This window comes from Halomonas sp. (assembly GCF_014859505.1).
In the GTDB taxonomy this organism is placed as follows: domain Bacteria; phylum Pseudomonadota; class Gammaproteobacteria; order Pseudomonadales; family Halomonadaceae; genus Halomonas.
In genome coordinates this window covers 33,442-54,898 of the sequence record NZ_JACUUD010000004.1, presented here as the reverse complement: position 1 = coordinate 54,898, position 21,457 = coordinate 33,442, and the positions used below count along the sequence as shown (strand labels likewise).

18 protein-coding genes are annotated in these 21,457 nt (G+C 67.1%); 8 read left to right on the top strand and 10 right to left on the bottom strand.

Features of this window, described 5'->3' with window-relative positions; all coding sequences use genetic code 11:
* Positions 1 to 40 precede the first annotated feature (40 nt).
* The 6 genes from IBX53_RS01285 to IBX53_RS01260 form a co-directional block, all read right to left on the bottom strand.
* On the bottom strand, positions 41 to 1,192 hold the full coding sequence (locus tag IBX53_RS01285) for a cupin domain-containing protein (RefSeq protein WP_290904153.1): 1,152 nt from the start codon (positions 1,190 to 1,192) through the stop codon (positions 41 to 43).
* 26 nt (positions 1,193 to 1,218) lie between these two features.
* Complete coding sequence (gene purB, locus IBX53_RS01280; protein WP_290904112.1) at positions 1,219 to 2,607, bottom strand: adenylosuccinate lyase; 1,389 nt, start codon at positions 2,605 to 2,607, stop codon at positions 1,219 to 1,221.
* A 52-nt stretch (positions 2,608 to 2,659) separates the two neighbouring features.
* Positions 2,660 to 3,301, bottom strand: a complete 642-nt coding sequence (gene hflD / locus IBX53_RS01275) for a high frequency lysogenization protein HflD (RefSeq protein ID WP_290904109.1) — start codon at positions 3,299 to 3,301, stop codon at positions 2,660 to 2,662.
* Entirely contained in the window at positions 3,298 to 4,410 is a 1,113-nt protein-coding gene (gene mnmA / locus IBX53_RS01270; RefSeq protein WP_290904107.1) for a tRNA 2-thiouridine(34) synthase MnmA, read from the bottom strand. The genes hflD and mnmA overlap by 4 nt, the downstream gene beginning before the upstream one ends.
* A gap of 73 nt (positions 4,411 to 4,483) precedes the next feature.
* Positions 4,484 to 4,933 carry an NUDIX domain-containing protein gene (locus tag IBX53_RS01265; RefSeq protein ID WP_290904104.1) on the bottom strand — a complete coding sequence of 150 codons (450 nt, stop codon included), beginning with the start codon at positions 4,931 to 4,933 and terminating at the stop codon, positions 4,484 to 4,486.
* On the bottom strand, positions 4,930 to 5,532 hold the full coding sequence (locus IBX53_RS01260) for a pseudouridine synthase (protein WP_290904101.1): 603 nt from the start codon (positions 5,530 to 5,532) through the stop codon (positions 4,930 to 4,932). Before IBX53_RS01260 ends, IBX53_RS01265 begins: the two co-directional genes overlap by 4 nt.
* Before the next feature lie 305 nt (positions 5,533 to 5,837).
* Here IBX53_RS01260 and IBX53_RS01255 point away from each other — a divergent pair, with 305 nt between their 5' ends.
* From IBX53_RS01255 to clpA, 3 genes are all read left to right on the top strand, one after another.
* Positions 5,838 to 8,075 (top strand): NADP-dependent isocitrate dehydrogenase, encoded by a 2,238-nt coding sequence (locus IBX53_RS01255; protein WP_290904098.1) that lies wholly within the window; start codon positions 5,838 to 5,840, stop codon positions 8,073 to 8,075.
* 200 nt (positions 8,076 to 8,275) lie between these two features.
* A complete protein-coding gene (clpS, locus tag IBX53_RS01250; protein ID WP_290904091.1) occupies positions 8,276 to 8,599 on the top strand; it encodes an ATP-dependent Clp protease adapter ClpS in 324 nt (107 codons plus the stop codon).
* Positions 8,600 to 8,746: 147 nt separating this feature from the next.
* Positions 8,747 to 11,023, top strand: coding sequence for an ATP-dependent Clp protease ATP-binding subunit ClpA (gene clpA / locus IBX53_RS01245; RefSeq protein WP_290904089.1), 2,277 nt, complete (start codon positions 8,747 to 8,749; stop codon positions 11,021 to 11,023).
* A gap of 93 nt (positions 11,024 to 11,116) precedes the next feature.
* Here clpA and infA read toward each other — a convergent pair whose 3' ends face one another.
* The 3 genes from infA to aat all read right to left on the bottom strand — a co-directional run bounded on the left by infA (position 11,117) and on the right by aat (position 12,972).
* On the bottom strand, positions 11,117 to 11,335 hold the full coding sequence (gene infA, locus IBX53_RS01240) for a translation initiation factor IF-1 (protein WP_027961652.1): 219 nt from the start codon (positions 11,333 to 11,335) through the stop codon (positions 11,117 to 11,119).
* Positions 11,336 to 11,462: 127 nt separating this feature from the next.
* The gene (locus IBX53_RS01235; protein WP_290904086.1) at positions 11,463 to 12,200 is read right to left on the bottom strand and encodes an arginyltransferase; all 738 of its coding nucleotides are present in this window, start codon (positions 12,198 to 12,200) and stop codon (positions 11,463 to 11,465) included.
* A gap of 28 nt (positions 12,201 to 12,228) precedes the next feature.
* Entirely contained in the window at positions 12,229 to 12,972 is a 744-nt protein-coding gene (gene aat, locus IBX53_RS01230) for a leucyl/phenylalanyl-tRNA--protein transferase (protein ID WP_290904083.1), read from the bottom strand.
* 151 nt (positions 12,973 to 13,123) lie between these two features.
* On the opposite strand from aat, the gene IBX53_RS01225 reads away from it, so the two are divergent.
* On the top strand, positions 13,124 to 16,282 hold the full coding sequence (locus tag IBX53_RS01225; RefSeq protein ID WP_290904079.1) for a DNA translocase FtsK 4TM domain-containing protein: 3,159 nt from the start codon (positions 13,124 to 13,126) through the stop codon (positions 16,280 to 16,282).
* A gap of 161 nt (positions 16,283 to 16,443) precedes the next feature.
* Complete coding sequence (gene lolA / locus IBX53_RS01220) at positions 16,444 to 17,085, top strand: outer membrane lipoprotein chaperone LolA (RefSeq protein ID WP_290904076.1); 642 nt, start codon at positions 16,444 to 16,446, stop codon at positions 17,083 to 17,085.
* Between the two features lie 128 nt (positions 17,086 to 17,213).
* On the opposite strand, the gene IBX53_RS01215 is transcribed toward lolA, so the two are convergent.
* Positions 17,214 to 18,551 (bottom strand): replication-associated recombination protein A, encoded by a 1,338-nt coding sequence (locus IBX53_RS01215; RefSeq protein ID WP_290904074.1) that lies wholly within the window; start codon positions 18,549 to 18,551, stop codon positions 17,214 to 17,216.
* Positions 18,552 to 18,734: 183 nt separating this feature from the next.
* Here IBX53_RS01215 and IBX53_RS01210 point away from each other — a divergent pair, with 183 nt between their 5' ends.
* From IBX53_RS01210 to trmA, 3 genes are all read left to right on the top strand, one after another.
* The gene (locus IBX53_RS01210; RefSeq protein WP_290904150.1) at positions 18,735 to 19,277 is read left to right on the top strand and encodes a hemerythrin domain-containing protein; all 543 of its coding nucleotides are present in this window, start codon (positions 18,735 to 18,737) and stop codon (positions 19,275 to 19,277) included.
* A gap of 141 nt (positions 19,278 to 19,418) precedes the next feature.
* Positions 19,419 to 20,198, top strand: a complete 780-nt coding sequence (murI, locus tag IBX53_RS01205) for a glutamate racemase (protein ID WP_290904072.1) — start codon at positions 19,419 to 19,421, stop codon at positions 20,196 to 20,198.
* Positions 20,199 to 20,245: 47 nt separating this feature from the next.
* Positions 20,246 to 21,373, top strand: coding sequence for a tRNA (uridine(54)-C5)-methyltransferase TrmA (gene trmA / locus IBX53_RS01200; RefSeq protein WP_290904070.1), 1,128 nt, complete (start codon positions 20,246 to 20,248; stop codon positions 21,371 to 21,373).
* Positions 21,374 to 21,457 lie beyond the last annotated feature (84 nt).

The following is a 21,457-nucleotide window of genomic DNA, read 5'->3' as shown; positions in this document are numbered from 1 at the left end:
GGCCTCTTCGCGGTCCAGGGCGGGTCCGGCGACATCCCGGTCACTCATCTGTCTCAACCTCCCAGGACAGGCTGCCGGCGTCGAGCAGGGCGGCCAGCAGCTGGGCGGCGCCCTCGATGTCGAGCAGTTGCGCGTCCAGTGGTGCGTTACCGGCCAGGGCCTTTGCCAGCGGCAGCGAGCAGTCGGCGCCGTCGCCGTCGGCGAACAGCGTGGCGCACTCGTTGTCCAGGGCGCGCCAGGCGAAGCGCGAGCCGGGGCTGCGCACGAGCATCTCGCCTTCCTGTAGTGCCGCAACAAGCGCGTCGGGGTCGGTAGGCATCTCGCTGGACACCAGCTGGTCGACGTACTTGGGCTGGGTCATCACCCGGCCGAACCACTGGGCCAGCTGGGCCGGGTCGTCGAGGGTCTCGAGAATCAGCCCACGCATGCGCGCCACGGCATCGTCGTCGAGTTCGGCGGGATCCGCCGGCGGTACCATGCCGGCATCGGCGTAGCGCCGTGAGGGCGGTAGCTGCTCGCCGAGAAAGTCGGCAAAGGAGGTGATCGCCTCGTCGGCGGAGGGGGCGCGGAAGCCCACCGACAGGGTGAGGCAGTCGTCGGACTGGCTGACGCCGAGATGGGACCAGCCGGGGGGCAGGTAGAGCATGTCGCCCGGCTCCAGCACCCAGTCGTCGTCATCCTCGACCGCGAAGCGCTCGAGGATGCGCAGGTCGATGCCGTCGATGATGGGGGCATCGTCACCGACCTTGCCGCCCAGTTGCCAGCGGCGCTGGCCATTGCCCTGGAGCAGGAAGACATCGTACTGGTCCACATGGGGGCCGACGCTGCCGCCCGGCGGGGCGTAGCTGATCATGATGTCGTCGAGCCGCCAGCGGGGCAGGAAGTCGAAGGCCTCGAGCAGCTCGGCTACCTCGGGCACGTAGTGGTCCACCGCCTGGACCAGCAGGCTCCAGTCCCGCTCGGGCAGCCGGGCGAAGGTGCGCTCGTCGAAGGGCCCGTGGCTGACCTGCCAGGGGCCCTTGGCGCCGTGCTTCTCCACCAGGCGCGCCTCGATGCCCTCCTCGCAGGCAAGCCCCGCCAGCTCGTCGGGGTCCAGCGGGCATTCGAAGTCGGCAAAGGCGCCGCGGATCAGCAGCGGCTTCTGCTGCCAGAAGTCGCGCAGGAACTCGGCGGGGGTCAGGCCGCCGAGCATGGCGAGCGGGGTATCGGCGGAGGCGTTCACAGCCGGCGCGCCTGGGCTTCGGCGTTGCCGATATAGGTGGCCGGGCTCAACGCCTTGAGTTCAGTCTTCACCGCCTCGGGCAGTTCCAGCGTATCGATGAAGGCGGCAAAGCCGGCCTGGTCGATGCGCTTGCCGCGGGTCAGCTCCTTGAGCTTCTCGTAGGGCTTCTCGATGCCGTAGCGGCGCATCACCGTCTGGATCGGCTCGGCGAGCACCTCCCAGCTGGCGTCCAGGTCCTCGGCGATGCGCGCCGGGTTGGCCTCGAGCTTGCCGATGCCCTTGAGGGAGGCCTCGTAGGCGATCAGGCCGTAGGCCAGACCCACGCCCAGGTTGCGCAGCACCGTGGAGTCGGTGAGGTCGCGCTGCCAGCGGGAGATCGGCAGCTTCTGGGCCAGGTGGCCGAGGATGGCGTTGGCCAGCCCCAGGTTGCCCTCGGAGTTCTCGAAGTCGATGGGGTTGACCTTGTGGGGCATGGTCGATGAGCCGATCTCGCCCTCGACGGTCCGCTGCTTGAAGTAGCCCAGCGAGATGTAGCCCCAGACGTCGCGATCGAAGTCGATCAGGATGGTGTTGAAGCGGCAGATGGCGTCGAACAGCTCGGCGATGTAGTCGTGGGGCTCGATCTGGGTGGTATAGGGGTTGAAGGTCAGCCCCAGGCCCTCGACGAAGGAGCGGGCGTTGCCTTCCCAGTCCACCTCCGGGTAGGTGGCCAGGTGGGCATTGTAGTTGCCCACCGCGCCGTTGATCTTGCCGAGCATCTTGACGCCTTCGATCTGCCTGAGCTGGCGGCGCAGGCGATAAGCGACGTTGGCCATTTCCTTGCCCAGGGTGGTGGGGCTCGCCGTCTGCCCGTGGGTGCGCGAGAGCATCGGCAGGGCGGCATGCTCGCGTGCCAGGGCGGCGATGTCGTCGGCGACTCGCTGCATCACCGGGAGCAGGCTCTTCAGCCCGTCGGTCAGCATCACACCGTGGGAGAGGTTGTTGATGTCCTCGCTGGTGCAGGCGAAATGCACGAACTCGGTGATGGCGTGCAGCTCCGGCTGGCCGACGATCTGCTCCTTGAGGAAGTACTCCACCGCCTTGACGTCGTGGTTGGTGGTGCGCTCGATCTCCTTGATACGCTCGGCGTCCTCCAGCGAGAAGTCGCGGATCAGCGCCTCCAGGAAGGCGGTGGCCTCGGCGGAGAGCGGCGGCACCTCGGTCACCCCGGCCAGCTCGGCTAGGCGCTGGAGCCAGCGGACCTCGACGATCACGCGGGCGCGGATCAGGCCGAACTCGCTGAAGTGTTCGCGCAGGGCCGCGGCCTTGCCGGCGTAGCGGCCGTCGACCGGGGAGAGGGCGGTAAGGGCGGACAGGGGAAGCGAAGAGTGCGACAGGGCGTGCATGGTTGGGGTTCCGGGTCGATGAAAGCGGTGGAAGAAAAGGGTGGATGAGGGCTCAGGCCAGCTGGTCCAGGGCCTTCTTCAGGGCGCCGCGCTGGACGACCAGCTTCCAGCGCCGTCCGCCCTGCTGGTGCCACAGCAGGGCGAAGCGGATGCCGCCGAGCAGGATGGCGCGGACCCGCTCGGGCATCATGCGCTGCTGCAGCAGCGTGGGGTCACCCTGCACCATGATGCGGGTCTTGAGTGTAGAGAGCGTCTCCTGATAGGCCTCGCCGAGGCTGGCGATGACGTTCTCATGAGTCTCGCCGAAGTGCTCGGCCTGGCCCTGGATGCGCACCAGGCGGCTGCCGAGGTCGTCCATCATGGCGTCGTTGGTGCGCAGCTGGTTCATCAACAGCAGCAGTGAGAAGCCGTAGCGCAGCACCACGGGATTGGCCTGCTTGCGGCCCACCAGCGCCTCGAGCACCTCGAGGCCGCGGCGCAGGTTGTTGGGATGGCCGCCATAGATCGCCTCGAAGCTCGCCGGGTTGGTGTCCAGGGTGGCACGGATCAGCGTGTCCCAGGCGCGCGGGTCGACCTGGCCGGTGCGGGCCAGCTCGTCGACCAGGCTGGCGGCCTGGAAGACGCCGGCCAGGGCCAGGGCCTGGCGGGTGGTGGGGTCATCGGGGATGCGGTGGATCGGCGTCGAGGCGGTCATGCGGCATGCTCCTTGGCGTTCCAGGTGTCGCGGATCACGCCGCCACCCAGGCAGATCTCGCCATCGTAGAGCACCAGCGACTGCCCGGGGGTGACGGCGCGCTGGGGGTCATCGAACAGCACCTCGACGCCACCATCCGTGAGGGTGCGCATGCGGCAGGGCACGTCGGACTGGCGATAGCGAGTCTTGGCGGTGAGTCGCGCTTCCCCGGCAGGCGGCTCGCCGGCGACCCAATCCATGGCCTCGGTGGCCAGCGAATCCGTATAGAGCAGCGGATGATGCTTGCCCTGCACGGCGATCAGCACGTTGCGTTCGAGATCCTTGGCGGCCACGTACCAGGGATCCTCGGGGTGGTTGGCCAGCCCCCCGATCCCGAGCCCCTGGCGCTGGCCCAGGGTGTAGTACATCAGGCCCATGTGCTCGCCGATCACCTCGCCCTCCGGCGTCTCGATCACGCCGGGCTGGGCCGGCAGATACTGCAGCAGGAAGTCGCGGAAGCGCCGTTCGCCGATGAAGCAGATGCCGGTGGAGTCCTTCTTGCGGGCGGTGACCAGGTCGTGGCGCTCGGCGATGGCGCGCACCTCGGGCTTCTCCAGTTCGCCCACCGGGAACAGGGTGCGGGCGATGGCGGCTTCGGGCACGGCATGCAGGAAGTAGCTTTGATCCTTGTTGGCATCGAGTCCCTTGAGCAAGCGAGGGCGGCCGCCGCGGATGCCGCCACGCACATAGTGGCCGGTAGCGATCTTCTCGGCCCCGAGCATCTCGGCGTACTCCAGGAACACCTTGAACTTGATCTCGCGGTTGCAGAGGATGTCTGGGTTCGGCGTGCGCCCGGCCTTGTACTCGGCCAGGAAGTGCTCGAAGACGTTGTCCCAGTACTCCGCGGCGAAGTTGGCGGTGTGCAGCCGGATGCCGAGCCTGTCGCAGACGGCCTCGGCGTCGGCCAGGTCGGCCTTGGCGGTGCAGTATTCGGTGCCATCGTCCTCGTCCCAGTTCTTCATGAACAGGCCTTCGACCTGATAACCCTGCTCGAGCAGCAGCAGGGCGGACACGGAGGAGTCGACGCCGCCGGACATGCCGACGATCACCTTGCCTGGGGTGGCGGTCATGGGCGCTCTCGGATTCGGTGGATCACAAATGGTCGCGAATTATACATGAAGATGGCGCCGGTCGCCGAGGCGCCTACCGTTCGTGAAGTACCTCCATGGGGTAGAAGCGCCCGGCCAGGGCGTCGCGGATGCGACGCAGCACCAGCGGGCTTCTCAGGCGCCCCTCGCGTTCCAAGGCCTCCAGTTGCTCCAGGGTGAGCCAGTGCACGGCGTGGATGGCTGGATCCAGGTCGCTGCCCAGGTGCGCCAGCGCCATGCCGAAGAAGGCGTGGCTGTGGAAGGTCTTGCCGTCCGGGGCCCGGTAGACGTACATCCCCAGATAGTCGGTGATGCCGACATGCCACGCGGTCTCCTCGGCCGCCTCACGCAGAGCGGCGTCGCGGATGCGCTCGCCAGGCTCCAGGTGGCCGGCGGGCTGGTTGAACAGAGTGTGAGGGCCGCCGCGGTCCTCCTCCACCATCAGGAAAGCGCCGGCGCGCTCTATCACGCAGGACACGGTCACAAAGGGCTGCCAGCGGCTCATCGCTTGCCTCCTCGGGCATTGGGTTTGCGCCGCGGCGCCGGGGCGTGCAGGGTCTCGCGGCGCCACTCGCCCGGTGCCAGGCCCTCGAGCCGCCAGGGGCCGATGGCCACGCGCACCAGGCGCAGGGTGGGATGGCCGACATGAGCGGTCATGCGCCGCACCTGACGGTTTCGCCCCTCGCTGATGGTCAGCTCCAGCCAGGTGGTGACCGGGTGGCGTTTCGGTTCCAGCGGTGGGTCGCGCTCGGGCAGGCCGCTCGACTCGAGGCGCTGCACTCTGGCGGGTTTCGTCATGCCGTCCTTCAGTTCGACCCCGGTGCGCAGCGCCTGCAGGGCGGCATCATCGGGCACCCCCTCCACCTGGACCCGGTAGGTCTTGGGTTGCTTGTGGCGCGGGTGGCTGATCCGGTGGATCAGCTCGCCGTCATCGCTGAGCAGCAGGAGTCCCTCGGAGTCATGGTCGAGCCGACCAGCAGGGTAGATGCCGGGCACGTCAATGATGTCCGCCAGGGTGGCGCGGCGCTCTCCTTCACCGCTCTCGCGATCGGTGAACTGGGACAGCATGCGGTAGGGCTTGTGAAGTAGATAGAGGAGGCTCATCCAGCAAGCTTACCGGCAAGCGCGTGACGATGTCAGTGCGGGGCGCGAGGCGAGGGGCGAGGGGCGTTAGCCTTATTGCCCATGCGACATATCGGGTAGGCTGATATAATGATCTGACTCGCCGGGAGCGCCCTCGTCGTTCCGGGACCTGTCAGAACTGCGTCTGCCGGGTCGATGCCCGTTGGCATCCCCCATGCCCTGCTATTCCAGACGAGTTGTTCCAAGGTCCCCTATCGAGGCATCGTGAGCGCGCGCTACCGATCCAGTTTCATGCCACTGCCGCGACCAGAGAGACCAACGTCAACATGTCAAAAACGCCGAAGATTATCTACACGCTCACCGACGAAGCGCCGGCCCTGGCCACCTTTTCCCTGCTGCCGATCATCGACGCCTTCACCGACGCTGCCGGCGTCGAAATGGAGACTCGTAACATCTCTCTCGCGGCTCGGATTCTCTCCCAGTTCCCCGATTACCTGACTGAAGAGCAGCGCGTCGAGGATCATCTGGCCGAACTTGGCGCCCTGGCAAAGACGCCGGAGGCCAACATCATCAAGCTGCCCAATATCAGTGCCTCCATGCCGCAGCTTCGCGCCGTGATCAAGGAGCTGCAGGGGCAGGGCTACAAGTTGCCGGACTACCCGGACGAGCCGAGCAGCGACGCAGAGAAAGAGATCAAGGCGCGCTACGACAAGACCCAGGGCAGTGCCGTCAATCCGGTGCTGCGTGAGGGTAACTCCGACCGCCGCGCGCCCAGGGCGGTCAAGGAGTATGCCCGCAAGTATCCCCACCAGATGGGGGAGTGGAGCCAGGCCTCTCGTACCCACGTGTCTCACATGCACGGTGGCGACTTCTACCACGGCGAGAAGTCGATGACCCTGGATCGCGCCCGTAACGTGAAGATGGAGCTGATCACCGCCAGCGGTGAGACCCGGGTGCTCAAGCCCCGGGTCGAGCTGCTGGATGGCGAGATCATCGACAGCATGTTCATGAGCAAGAAGGCGCTGCTCGACTTCTACGAGCGCGAGATCGAGGATGCCCGCAAGACCGGCGTGATGTTCTCCCTGCACGTCAAGGCCACCATGATGAAGGTCTCGCACCCTATCGTGTTCGGCCACTGCGTGCGGATGTTTTACAAGGAGGCCTTCGCGAAGCACGGCAAGCTGTTCGATGAGCTGGGGATCGATGTCAACAACGGCATGGCCAACCTCTACGAGAAGATTGACACCCTGCCCGAGAGCCAGCGTGACGAGATCATCCGCGATCTGCACGCCTGCCACGACGAGCGCCCGGAGCTGGCCATGGTGGACTCGGCACGCGGGATCACCAACTTCCACTCGCCCAGCGACGTGATCGTCGACGCCTCGATGCCGGCCATGATCCGCGCCGGCGGCAAGATGTACGGCGCCGACGGCCGCCTGAAGGACGTCAAGGCGGTGATGCCGGAGTCGACCTTCGCCCGCATTTACCAGGAGATGATCAACTTCTGCAAGTGGCACGGCGCCTTCGACCCGGCCACCATGGGCACCGTGCCCAACGTCGGCCTGATGGCGCAGAAGGCGGAAGAGTACGGCTCCCACGACAAGACATTCGAGGTGCCCGAGGCCGGTGTGGCCAACATCACCGACCTGGATACCGGCGAGGTGCTGCTCACCCAGAACGTCGAGGAGGGTGACATCTGGCGGATGTGCCAGGTCAAGGACGCGCCGGTCCGCGACTGGGTCCAGCTCGCCGTGAACCGCTGCCGCGACTCCGGGATGCCGGCGGTCTTCTGGCTCGACCCCTACCGTCCCCACGAGAACGAGCTGATCAAGAAGGTACGCGCCTACCTCAAGGAGCACGACACCGATGGGCTCGACATCCAGATCATGTCCCAGGTACGCGCCATGCGCTACACCCTGGAGCGCTTGATCCGTGGCCTCGATACCATCTCGGTGACCGGTAACATCCTGCGTGACTACCTCACCGACCTCTTCCCGATCCTGGAACTGGGCACCAGCGCCAAGATGCTCTCCATCGTTCCGTTGATGAACGGCGGCGGCCTGTTCGAGACCGGCGCCGGCGGTTCCGCGCCCAAGCACGTCCAACAGCTGCTCGAGGAGAACCATCTGCGCTGGGACAGCCTCGGTGAGTTCCTGGCCATGACCGCCTCTCTGGAGCACCTCGCCAAGCAGTATGGCAATGCTCGGGCGAAGCTGCTGGCGGATGCGCTTGACAAGGCTACCGGCCAGTTCCTTGAGCATAACAAGTCGCCTTCGCGCAAGGTCGGCGAACTGGACAATCGGGGCAGCCATTTCTATCTGGCCCTATACTGGGCCCAGGCGTTGGCTGGCCAGGACGAAGACGCCGAGCTCAAGGCATCGTTCAGCCGCCTGGCCGAGACGCTTGAGACCCAGGAGGAAGTGATTCTCGAAGAGTTGAATGGGGTGCAGGGCCAGCCAGTTGATATCGAGGGTTACTACCACCCGAACTACGAGCTGACCGAGGCGGTCATGCGCCCGAGCGCTACCCTCAACGCCGCCCTGGCCTTGGTGGCCAAGGGTTGATAGCTCCCTCGTCGCAGTCGATGGTCGCAGTACCAGCCGAGTGAGTCGGCCCCTGCCTGGATAACGGGCAGGGGCCTTTGCGTTTAGGGGTGCAATGAACCCAGCCGGCCCGGCGACGTCCAAGTGACTCGATCTACCCGATCGCCGGCCCGTCAAACGAGTCGTATCCCGCTATGTGGCAAAGAGAGAACTGGTGCAGCATGACCCGCCCCCCCGGCACCGAGGAGGAGGGCGACCTGTCGGTGCAGAGCGCCGAACCCGAGCAGGCCCGCCCGCCATTGTACAAGGTGCTGTTGCACAATGATGACTTCACCCCCATGGAGTTCGTCGTGGAGGTGCTCCAGACCTTTTTCCACCTGGATAGCGAGACCGCGGTGCAGGTGATGTTAACGGTGCATACCCAAGGCAAGGCGACCTGCGGCATCTTCACCCGTGATATCGCGGAAACCAAAAGCCATCAAGTCAATCAATACGCTAGAGAGTGTCAGCATCCGCTGCTGTCGGATATCGAGGCGGCGGACTGACTCACCCCCCCGGACATGGTCGCCACGGGTGGACATTGCCTGCCGTTGGCAGCAAGGCTTGCAACGGCGGCATTTGTGCCCGATGTTGATGATGCCGGATGACGAAAGATCCGACGCGATGCCCTGGGCGGCAAGAAGGGGACTGCCATGCTGAGCAAAGAACTTGAACTGACCCTGAACACGGCGTTCACCGTGGCGCGCTCCAAGCGGCACGAGTTCATGACCGTGGAGCACCTGCTGCTGGCGCTGCTCGACAACGCCTCGGCGGCAGATGTGCTGCGAGCCTGCGGGGCCAACCTCGACAAGCTGCGCTCCGATCTTCAGGACTTCATCAATTCCACCACGCCGCTGATTCCCGAGGATCAGTCCGACCGCGAGACCCAGCCGACCCTGGGTTTCCAGCGCGTGCTCCAGCGCGCGGTCTTCCACGTGCAGTCCTCCGGGAAGAGCGAGGTCACCGGGGCCAATGTGCTGGTGGCGATCTTTTCCGAGCAGGAGAGTCAGGCGGTCTACTTCCTGAAACAGCAGAACGTCGCGCGGGTGGATGCCGTCAACTACATCGCTCACGGCATCTCCAAGGTGGCCGGGCATGGCCATAGCCCGTCGGCTGCCTCCTCGGAGTCCGAGGAGAGCGAGGAGAGCGGCAGCGAGAACGGGTCCAACCCGCTCACCGGCTTTGCCACCAACCTCAACGAACAGGCCCGCATGGGCAAGATCGACCCGTTGATCGGTCGCGAGCAGGAACTCGAGCGGGTGGTGCAGATCCTCGCCCGGCGGCGCAAGAACAACCCGCTGCTGGTCGGCGAGGCCGGCGTGGGCAAGACCGCCATCGCCGAGGGACTGGCCAAGCGCATCGTCGAGGAGGACGTGCCCGAGGTGATCAGCGACGCCGTGGTCTACTCGCTGGACATGGGCGCGCTGCTCGCCGGCACCAAGTACCGCGGCGACTTCGAGAAGCGCCTCAAGGGCCTGCTGTCCGAGCTTCGCAAGCAGCCCAATGCCATCCTGTTCATCGACGAGATCCATACCGTGATCGGCGCCGGTGCCGCCTCGGGCGGGGTGATGGACGCCTCCAACCTGCTCAAGCCGCTGCTCTCCTCCGGCGAGCTGCGCTGCATTGGTTCCACCACCTTCCAGGAGTACCGGGGCATCTTCGAGAAGGACCGCGCCCTGGCGCGTCGCTTCCAGAAGGTCGACGTGCCGGCGCCCTCGGTGGAGGACACCATCCGCATCCTCAAGGGGTTGCGTTCGCGCTTCGAGGAGCACCACCAGCTCAAGTACACCGACGCGGCCCTGGAAAGCGCGGCGCGTCTGGCCGATCGCTACATCAGCGATCGCCACCTGCCCGACAAGGCCATCGATGTGATCGATGAGGCCGGTGCCCACCAGCGCTTGCTGCCCCCGGAAGTGCGCATCGATACCATCGACACCGCCCAGGTGGAGGCGGTGGTCGCCTCGATCGCGCGGATTCCGCCGAAGAGTGTCTCCAGCTCAGACCGCAAGCTGCTCGAGAACCTCGATCGCGACCTCAAGATGCTGGTGTTTGGCCAGGACGAGGCCATCGACAGCCTCTCCGCGGCGATCAAGCTCTCTCGGGCCGGGCTCAAGGCGCCGGACAAGCCGGTGGGCAGTTTCCTGTTTGCCGGCCCCACCGGGGTGGGCAAGACCGAGGTGGCTCGCCAGCTGTCGATGATCATGGGGATCGAGCTGGTGCGCTTCGACATGTCCGAGTACATGGAGCGTCACACGGTGTCGCGGCTGATCGGTGCCCCCCCTGGCTATGTGGGCTATGACCAGGGTGGTCTGCTCACCGAGGCGATCACCAAGCACCCGCACTGCGTGCTGCTGCTCGACGAGATCGAGAAGGCGCACCCCGAGGTCTTCAACCTGCTGCTGCAGGTCATGGACCACGGTCGACTTACCGACAACAACGGCCGGGAGGCGGACTTCCGCCACGTGATCCTGATCATGACCTCCAACGCCGGGGTCGAACAGGCCACGCGTCGCTCCATCGGCTTCCAGCACCAGGACCACTCCACCGATGCCATGGAGGTGATTCGCAAGACCTTCTCGCCCGAGTTCCGCAACCGCCTGGATGGCATCATCCAGTTCCACTCCCTGCCCGCCTCGGTGGTGCGCAGCGTGGTGGACAAGTTCCTGGTCGAGTTGCAGGCGCAACTGGACGAGAAGCGGGTGCAGCTGGATGTGGACCTGACGGCCCGGGACTGGCTGGCCGAGAAGGGCTACGACCCCGACATGGGGGCCCGTCCCATGGCGCGCCTGATCCAGGAGAAACTCAAGAAGCCGCTGGCCGAGATGATCCTGTTCGGCGAGCTGTCGGAGAACGGCGGCATCGTGCATGTCACCGTGGAGGAGGGCGAGCTGCATCTCTCTACCGAAGCGGAGATGGCCGACGCGCCCTGACGGCGGTCCTGCGCACACGACTCAGCGCCCTGTCTACGGACGGGGCGTTGTCCTGTGCGGCTGGCGTCGGGCTGGGGGAGGCTCGACCGCGACTTAGCGGGAGCGGTAGACGATGCGGCCCTTGGTCAGGTCGTAGGGCGTCAGCTCCACCTTGACCTTGTCGCCGGTCAGGATGCGGATGTAGTTCTTGCGCATCTTGCCGGAAATGTGCGCAGTGACCACGTGGCCGTTCTCCAGTTCGACGCGGAAGGTGGTGTTGGGAAGGGTGTCGACGATGACGCCTTCCATTTCGATATGGTCTTCACGTGCCATATAGGCGGTTCCTCGCGGATGGATGAGACAGCTGCTAGAAGAATAGCGCGGTATTGTGCCGTATGCCGGCCGGCAAGGCAAAGGATGGCGCCTCCAAGGCGCCTCTCGTGGACTGATCAAGAGCTGGTCAGGGGCTGATCAGTCGCCGCCAGTGGCGGCCGTCGAGCATCTCCAGGGGCTGGAAGTCCCGCTTGTAGGCCATCTTGCGGCAGTCGCTGATCCAGTAGCCCAGATAGACATGGGGCAGGGCGCGCCGACGCGCCTGCTCGACCAGGGTGAGCACGGCGAAGGTGCCCAGGGAGCGCCGTTCCAGTTCGGGGTCCGGGTCGAAGAAGGTGTAGATGGCCGACAGGCCGTGCTCGAGCTGGTCGAAGGCCGCGACCGCCACCAGCTGACCTGCCAGGCGGAACTCCATGAGCCGAGCGTACTCCTGGTCAAGGGTCAGGAAGGTGCGATATTGCTCGTGGCTCGGCGGGTACATGTCACCGTCCGCATGGCGGGTGCGGATATAGCGGGCGTAGAGCGAGTAGTGCTCGGGGTCGAAGATTGCCGGCCGCAGATGCAGGGTGAGGTCGGCATTGCGCCGGGTCAATCGACGCTGGCTGCGGCTTGGAGCGAACTCCCCGACCGGCAGGCGTACCGAGATGCAGGCGTTGCAGCCCTCGCAGTGGGGCCGGTAGAGATGGCGTCCGCTGCGTCGGAAGCCGAGCAGCGCCAGGGAGTCGTACACGCCCTGTCCGGGTGACTCCTGGGGGTCGAGAAACAGAGTGGTGGCCTCGCGCCCTGGCAAGTAGCTGCAGGCGTGGGGCACGGTGAGAAAGAAGCGCAGATCCCTGACGGGCTGGCGTGGGGTGTTGCTGCTCACGGCGGCTCTCTCCGGCTCCGGGTCGCGGTTACTGGGCGGCTTCGCCGGGTTCATCCGGGACGGCGAAGGACCAGCAGGCCGGGGTGAAGGACAGGCCGGTGGGATCCTCCGGCGCCGGCTTCCCCAGCCATGCTTCAAGATAGCCGATGAACGTCTCCCGGGCGATATCCCTGGCGCCCAGGCTGGCAAGATGGGCAGTATGCATCTGGCAATCGATCAACCGTCCACCGCCTGCTGCCATGGCCCGGGCCAGGTGCACCAGGGCCACCTTGGAAGCGTCGGGCACCCGAGTGAACATCGACTCACCGAAGAACACCGGTCCCATCGCCACGCCGTAGAGGCCGCCGGCGAGTTCGTCCCCCTGCCACACCTCCACCGAGTGCGCCGCCCCCAGGGCATGCAGACGCCCGTAGGCCGCGCGCATCTCGTCGGTGATCCAGGTGCCCGGCTGGCCGGCGCGTGGCTCGGCGCAGGCGGTCACCACGGCGTCGAAGGCGCGGTTGGCAGTGATCGTGAAGCCGGCGTGGCGCAGCCGCTTGACCAGGCTGCGACGCACCCTGAGTTCCGCGGGGAACAGCACCATGCGCGGGTCCGGGCTCCACCACAGGATCGGCTGATCGTCGCTGTACCAGGGGAAGATGCCGCGGCGATAGGCGGCCAGCAGCCAATCGGCGCTGAGCTCGCCCCCTGCGGCCAGCAGGCCGTCGGGGTCACGCAGGGCCAGCGTCACGGGCGGGAATCGAATCGGGTGCTCGGGCAGCCACGGCAGCATCGGCGGGCATCCAGAAGGAGGGGGAGCCAGTGTGCCGTTCGACACGCCAGGGCTCAAGACGTCATGGCCACTGTGATGGGCGGGCGCGGCTCGGTATGATTGGCGCCAATCAACTGGAAGACGCCAGCGGTGGCGCAAGGAGGATGACCACTTGAGTGTCAACAAGAAGTCCTCGCCGCGTCGAGTGAGCGCGGCCCAGGCCAGGGAGACGGCCAGGCGCTTCGGCGTGAGGCTGCAGGGCTCTGCACGGGAAGGGGTGGCCATCATGCTCCTGGCCGCCTGTGTGTTCCTGCTGCTGGCCCTGTTCAGCTTCGATCCCGGTGATGCCGGCTGGTCGCGCAGCGGGCCGGAGACCCGCATCGAGAACTGGATGGGCCCGGTGGGTGCCTGGCTGTCCGACGTGCTCTATTCGCTGTTCGGCGCCAGTGCCCTGTGGTGGCCGGCCATGCTGGGCTTCGCCGCCTGGCGCCTGCTGCGGGCCCGCCAGGGGATTCACCTGGAGTGGGATGCCACGGCGCTGGCGGTGCGTGGCGGCGGCCTGGTGCTGCTGCTGCTGGGCACCACCACCCTCGGTGCCCTGCATTTCTATCGTCCCCCCACGGAGACGGTGCTGCCCTACTCCTCGGGGGGCATCCTCGGTGAGGGGCTGGTGGGTGCTCTGGTGCCCATGGTGGGCACGGGGGGCGCCGGCCTGCTGTCGCTGGCGGCGCTGCTCTGCGGCCTGCCGCTGCTGACCGGGCTCTCCTGGCTCTCGGTGATGGATGAACTGGGTTATCGCGCCATGCGCTTCTGGGGTTGGCTGGCGGAGCGCTTTGCCTTCTCGCGCGCCCCCGCGCTGGAGCGGGCCGAGCCGAACAGGGCGAAGCCAGCCAAGGAAACGTCGTCCGATGAGGCCGAGGCGGCTGGCCTAACGGAAGAGGAGGTGACCCCTGGCCGCCGCTGGTGGCAGCGCCTGCTGCCCGGCGGTGGCCTACGGGTCACCGAGTTCGAGGCGGAGCCCGCTGCCCGTCGCGAGCCCGGCTTCGGCGACGATGGCGACACCCAGATTCCCTGGGAAGTGCCGGAGAAGACGCCCTCTGCCAAGCAGCCGGGGGCGGCCTACAGCGAACGCCAGTCGGTAGGCGGCACCGACGCCGGCGCCGGCGCCAGCACCGGAAAGGCGGCAGGGGCCGCGACTCCCGCGGCACCCCCGGCGCCCAGCCCCAGGGCAGCGGAGACGGTGCCCGAGCCGATGCTCCCCGAGGATGGCGAGCCTGCCAACGCCTGGCAGGGCCCCTCCCTGCGGGCCAGTCGCCATGAGTCGTCCGGCGCGGCCAGGTCGGCGCCAGCCGGTGGCGAGCCGCCGGCGGCCTCGACGCCCGAGACTGCCGTTCCCGGGCCCGTCGCCGGGGGTTCCTCGGATCATTCGGCAGCCGCCGGTGGCGCTGGCAACGTCCGACAGGGTGAGCCCCGTGAGCCTGAGCTGTCGGCGCGTCAGGAGGCCGACTGGGAGGGCACCGATGAGGGCGAGCCGCGCCTCGGCTGGGATGACCCCGCGGTGGCCGAGGAAGCCGCCGAACCGCCCCGTCCGGCGCTGCCGGGCGACCCGATACGCACCGCCGCCCTGCAGCCGCCTGAGCCGGAGGAGGCCCCCGGGGACGAGACGGATGACCCTGGAGACATGGCAGCGAGCCCCGATGCCGCGCCGCGCCTGGCCACTGCCGACCAGGCCCGAGCGGCCGCCGACGAGGATGGCATGCGACTGTGGACCGTGGAGCACCTGCAGAACCAGCGCCCGGTCCTTGACGACATGCCTGAGCCGGAGGGCGAGCTGCCGAGCCTGCGCCTGTTGACCCCGCCGGAGCCCCAGCTGCAGAACTATACCGGTGAGCAACTGGCCGAGATGTCCGAGCTCCTCGAGGTGCGGCTGCGCGAGTATGGCGTCAAGGCCGAGGTGGTGGATACCTGGCCGGGGCCGGTGATTACCCGCTTCGAGATCAGGCCGGCCGCCGGGGTAAAGGTTTCCAAGATCAGCAACCTGGCCAAGGATCTGGCGCGCTCGCTGATGGTCAAGAGCGTGCGCGTGGTTGAGGTGATCCCGGGGCGGCCCACGGTGGGTATCGAGATCCCCAACCCCCACCGGGCGATGATTCGCCTGCGCGAGGTGATCGACTCGGACCGCTACCAGCAGGCCGACTCCGCCCTGACCCTGGCCCTGGGCCAGGACATCGGTGGCGGCCCGGTGGTGGCCAACCTGGGCAAGATGCCCCACCTGCTGGTGGCCGGCACCACCGGCTCGGGCAAGTCGGTCGGTGTCAACGCCATGCTGATCTCGATGCTGCTCAAGGCCACGCCGGAGCAGCTGCGGCTGATCATGGTCGATCCCAAGATGCTGGAGCTCTCCGTCTACGACGGCATCCCGCACCTGCTGGCGCCGGTGGTGACCGACATGAAGGAGGCCGCCAACGGCCTGCGCTGGTGCGTGGCCGAGATGGAGCGGCGCTACAAGCTGATGGCCACCATGGGAGTGCGCAATATCGCCGGCTTCAACGCCAAGCTCGACGAGGCGAAGGAGGCCGGTGCCCAGGTGGCCGACCCGCTGTGGGAACCCCAGCCCTGGGAGATGCACCAGACTCCGCCGGTGCTCGAGAAGCTGCCCTACATCGTGGTGGTGATCGACGAATTTGCCGACATGTTCATGATCGTCGGCAAGAAGGTCGAGGAGTTGATCGCCCGACTGGCCCAGAAGGCCCGGGCCGCCGGCATCCACCTGATACTGGCTACCCAGCGTCCCTCGGTGGACGTGGTCACTGGCCTGATCAAGGCCAACATTCCCACGCGGATGGCCTTCCAGGTCTCCTCGCGGATCGATTCGCGCACCATCCTCGATCAGGGCGGCGCGGAGAATCTGCTGGGCCACGGCGACATGCTCTACCTGCCGGCGGGCTCCGGCCTGCCGACCCGCGTCCATGGCGCCTTCGTCGACGACGACGAGGTGCACCGGGTGGTGGAGGACTGGAAGCGCCGCGGCGAGCCGGTGTACATCGACGAGATCCTATCCGGCGGGGTGTCCGCCGAGGCGCTCACCGGGCTGGAGGCCGAGGGCAGCGGTGACGGCGACGACGCCGAGCAGGATGCCCTCTACGACGAGGCGGTGCAGTTCGTGACCGACTCGCGCCGGGCCTCCATCTCGGCCGTTCAGCGCCGCTTCAAGATCGGCTACAACCGTGCCGCACGCCTGGTGGAAACCATGGAGATGGCCGGGGTGGTCTCCAGCATGGGGACCAACGGCTCCCGCGAGGTGCTGGCACCGCGGGCGCCAGGCGACTAGCGACGACGCTGCGTCCATCCGGTCGGGCGTCTCCACCGGGAGACACCCCCGTTTCAACCATGCAACCAGCATGAAAGCGCCGGCGGGACCGCAACCCGCCGGCGTCCCCGTAGTCCGAGTGACAGGATTCCAGTCGGAACCGTCCAGGGAGAAAGACCATCATGACAGTGAAAAAGACCCTTGCCGCCGTTGCCTTGTTTGTCGTCGCGCCCCTTGCCATGCCGCTTGCGGCCCTGGCCAGTGAAGGGGCGGACCGGCTGACCCGCATGCTGGAACCGCTGGAGACCTATGAGGCCCGCTTCGAACAGCAGATTCTCGATGCCAGCGGCGAGCGCCTGCAGGAGGCCCACGGTCATATGTGGCTCGCCCGCCCCGGCAAGTTCCGCTGGGAGGTGGAGGCCCCCTATCAGCAGGTGGTGATCTCCGACGGTGAGGAGGTGATGCTGCATGACCCGGATCTGGAGCAGGCCACCATCCAGGCCCTGGATCATCGTGTCACTCATACGCCGGCCCTGCTGCTCTCCGGCAGCGCCAGCGACCTGATCGATAGCTATGATGTGACCCGCCAGCAGCAGGGCAGCGCCGAGACCTTCACCCTGGTGCCGAAGTCGGCCGACACCCTCTTCGAGGAGCTGAAGATGACCTTCCGGGGCGAACTGCTGGCCACCCTGCAGATGACCGACAGCACCGGCCAGCGCACCGCCATCGAGTTTCGCGACGCGCAGAGGAACCACGCCATGGACGATAGCCGCTTCGCCTTCGAGATCCCGGATGGCACCGACGTGATTCGCGACACACACTAGGCACTAAGCAGCAAGTACCAAGCCCGGCCTCGTCTTCAGCACCTGGCGACAAGCACCGGGAGAATCGCCCCCGTGGTCCTGCCTCGGGGGCGATTCTGTTATTGCGGCTTGCAGTTTGCGGCTGGGCGCTAGGCGCCGCTGCCGCCGTTGTCCGCCTCGGTGTCGAGCGCCTCGCGCCAGGCCATGAGCTCGGCATAACGCTTTTCCTGGCCCAGCTCTGTCGGCCGGTAGAAGGGCTCCCGGGGCGTCTCCTCCGGCCAGCAATCGTGGGCGCTACCGGCGGGGTAGCCGTGGGGCTCGTGGTGGGCGTAGCGGTAGCCCTGGCCGTGGCCCAGGGATTCCATGAGTCTGGTCGGGGCGTTGCGCAGGTAGCCGGGCACCTCGAGCCGCGGCTGGTTTGCCGCGAAGGCCTTGGCCCGTTTCCAGGCCTGATCGATGGCGTTGCTCTTGGGCGCCACCGCCAGGTGGATGGCGGCGTGGGCGATGGCGCGCTGGCCCTCGTAGTCGCCCAGGCGCAGGTAGGCGTCCCAGGCGGCCATCACCAGCGGCAGGGAGCGCGGGTCGGCGTTGCCCACGTCCTCCGAGGCGATGGCCGCCAGGCGACGGATCACGTCCAGCGGGTCGCCGCCGCCCTGCATGAAGCGAGCGATGTAGAGCAGGGCGGCATCCGGGCGCGAGGAGCGCACCGACTTGTGGATCGCCGAGAGCAGGTCGTAGTAGTGGTCGCCCTGCTTGTCGAAGGCGCTGGCCTGGTGACCCAGCACGTCCTCCAGAGCCTCGCGGCGCAGCATCTCGCCGCCCTGGCCGTCGGGCTCGGCGAAGTCGCACGCGGTCTCCAGCAGGCCCAGCGCGCGGCGGGCATCGCCGGCGGCGGCCCGGGCCAGCAGGACGAGGATCTCGTCGTCCACCCGGAGGTGTCGTGCGCCCAGGCCGCGTGGTTCGTCCGACAGGGCGCGCCTGAGCACCTCCACCAGATCCGCCTCGGAAAGCGACGTCAGCACATGGACCCGGGCGCGCGAGAGCAGCGCCGAGTTGACCTCGAAGGAGGGATTCTCGGTGGTGGCACCGATCAGCGTCAGCAGCCCCGACTCCACATGGGGCAGCAGGGCATCCTGCTGGCTCTTGTTGAGGCGGTGGATCTCGTCGAGGAACAGCAGGGTGGCCTGGCTGCGGGCCCGGGCCCGCTCCACCGCGGCGCGGATCTCCTTGACGCCGGCCATCACCGCCGAGAGATGTTCGAGTTCGGCACCGGACTCGGCGGCCAGGATCTCCGCCAGGGTGGTCTTGCCGGTGCCCGGGGGGCCCCACAGGATCATCGAGCGCACCACGCCGGTCTCGACCATGCGCGCCAGCGGCTTGCCCGGACCCACCAGCGCCTGCTGGCCCACGTAGTCGGCCAGGATGCGGGGCCGCATGCGCCAGGCCAGGGGGGCACTGTGCTCGCTCTCGTCGGCGAAGAGGTCCATGGCAAGCTCCTTACGTTGATCTCGGGCAGAGGCAGGGATGGGGCCTGGCTGCTAGATTGAAGAGGAAAAATCGCTGACCAGGCAGCCGATGAACCTCGTCCCCGATGGCGCATCCAATGTAGGGTGTGCCTTCTCTTGATGTCACCGTACCCATGTCACTACACAGGAGGGCCCGACATGCCCATGCTGACCCAACTGCGTCTGGATCATGCCAACATGGCGCGCATGTTGCACGTTCTGCAGCTGAAGCAGAAGACCCTGGCCGCGGGCGAGCGACCCAACTTCCAGTTGGTGCGTGAGGTGGTCGACTACATCCTGGACTACATGGAAGGTTTCACCCTGCCTCTGGAACGGCTGTTGAGTGAACGGCTGAAGGAGGTCGCACCCGAGAGTGCCGAGGTGACCGGGCGCCTGTCATCCGACTACAAGGCGGTCAAGGCGCGCCTGATGCGGTTGTCGGGCGATATCGACATGATCCTGATGGATGCGGTCATCCCCATGGATCGCTTCGCCGACGACCTCAAGGCCTATCTGGATGCCCACCGCGCCTATCTGCGCGATGAACGTGAGCTGCTCTTCCCGTTGATTCGCGGGCACTTCAACGACGACGACCTGGATCGGCTTGCCCAGGCGCTTCCCGAAGGTGCCACTGCCGAGCTGGAGCGTCTCCAGGAGGCCTATCCCGAGCTCTATGCCGAACTGCGAGAGGCGCCTCTACCCGCCTGACCCGGCTGCCAGGCGGCGCCGACTGGGGTAGAATGCCGCCAGTTCCCAGTCGGTGCCTCACGATGCCTAGCCCCCACCCTTCGTTGATGACCCATCGCCGTCGGGGCCCCGCGCCCTGTTCGGTGCTGGCAGGCGTTGGCCATGAGTGACGGGCCGATTCTGGTCTTCGACTCCGGGGTGGGCGGCCTCTCCGTGGTGGAGGCCCTGCGCGGGCAACTGCCAGGGGCGGCGCTCGCCTATGCCTGCGACAACGCCATGCTGCCCTACGGGCTGCGCGAGGACGACTGGCTGGTGGCACGCATCCTGCGAGTGTGCGAGGCCGCCGTCGCGGCCAGCCGCTGTGTGGCTCTGGTGGTAGCCTGCAACACCGCCAGCACCCTGGCGCTGGATGCCCTGCGCGGCCGGCTGTCGATTCCCGTGGTCGGCACCGTGCCGGCCATCAAGCCCGCGGCGGCGGCGTCGCGCAGCGGCCATTTCGGGCTGCTGGCGACCAGCGCCACGCTGTCGCGTCCCTATACCCTGGGCCTCATCGAGGCCTACGCCGCCGAGTGTCGCGTGACCCGCGTCGCCGCCGATGCCCTGGTACGCGAGGCGGAGCGCTGGCTGGCCGGAGACGCCCCGGACCTCGAGGTGATCCGCCAGGCACTGGCGCCGCTCTGGGAGGATCCCGCGCTGGATACCGTGGTGCTGGGCTGCACCCACTTCCCGCTGCTGCGTGACTTCCTGGCCGCCGCCGCCCCGCGCGAGGTCGAATGGATCGACTCCAGCGAGGCGATTGCCCGGCGCACCGCCCAGGTGGCCAGTGGCGTGGCACCCCGGCAGGGTCCGGGGGAGAGCCTGGTGACGGCACTGGATCCCCGGCTGACCGTTGGTCTGGCCCGCTTCGGCTTCGCCCCACCGCAGCTGCTGGCGCTGGACTGAACTCCCCTCTACCCACCCGTTTCCTGTCCTTTAGCGAAGGAGGCTTCTTGGCCATTCCCGTCGTCGATCCCGCCCGCTATGACCAGCAGCTCGAGGCCAAGCGCGAGCGCATCACCCGCGACTTTGCGCGCTTTTCGCCGCCACCCCTCGAGGTCTACCCCTCGCCGCCGAGCCACTACCGTCAGCGCTGCGAGTTCCGCCTCTGGCACGAGGGCGACGATCTCTTCTATGCCATGTTTGAAATAGAAGAGTCCGAGGTGGACCCCGAGGACCCGAAGAAAAAGCAGAAGCGGGTGGTGCGCCTGGACGAGTACCCGGTGGCCAGTCGGCGGATCAACGCCCTGATGCCGGCGCTGCTCGACGCCATCCGCGATGTGCCCCTGCTGCGCCGCAAGCTCTTCCAGGTCGAGTTCCTCACCACCCTCGCGGGGGAGGCGCTGGTGACCCTCGTCTACCACCGCCAGCTCGACGAACAGTGGGAGGCCGAGGCGCGCCGCCTGCAGGAGGCGCTGGGCGTGATGATCATCGGCCGCGCCCGCAAGCAGCGCCTGGTGCTCGAGCGCGACCACGTCTGGGAACGTCTGGAGGTTGAAGGGCGCGAACTCGTCTACCAGCAGGTGGAGAACAGCTTCACTCAGCCCAACGCCGAGATCTGTCGCTCCATGCTGGCCTGGGCGCGGGAGGTGACCCGGGGCAGTCAGGCCGGCGATCTGGTGGAGCTCTACTGTGGCAACGGCAACTTTACCGTGGCGCTGGCCGAGAACTTCCGCCGCGTTCTGGCCACCGAGATCTCGCGCACCTCGGTGGCCAGCGCCCGCGAGAACCTGGTCGCCAACGGCATCGACAATGTCACCGTGGGGCGCATGTCCGCCGAGGAGTTCGCCGCGGCGCTCAAGGGCGAGAAGGGCGGCCGCCGGGTCGCCGAGTGGGCACTGGACGACTATGACTTTTCCACCGTGCTGGTGGACCCGCCGCGCGCCGGGCTGGACGAGGCGAGCTGTCGCCAGCTCGGCGACTATTCCCGCATCGTCTATATTTCATGTAATCCGGATACGCTGGCGGACAATCTGGCGATTCTCGGCGAGACCCACACGATCACGCGTTTTGCCCTGTTCGATCAGTTCCCCTGGACCCACCACTGCGAGTGCGGTGTGCTGCTGGAGCGACGCGACTGAGCGGGATGCCTGTCGAGGGATGTCAAGTGGCGATGCCCAACCGACATGCTCCATGAGCATCCTGGCATCCGAGGTGCGGTGGGA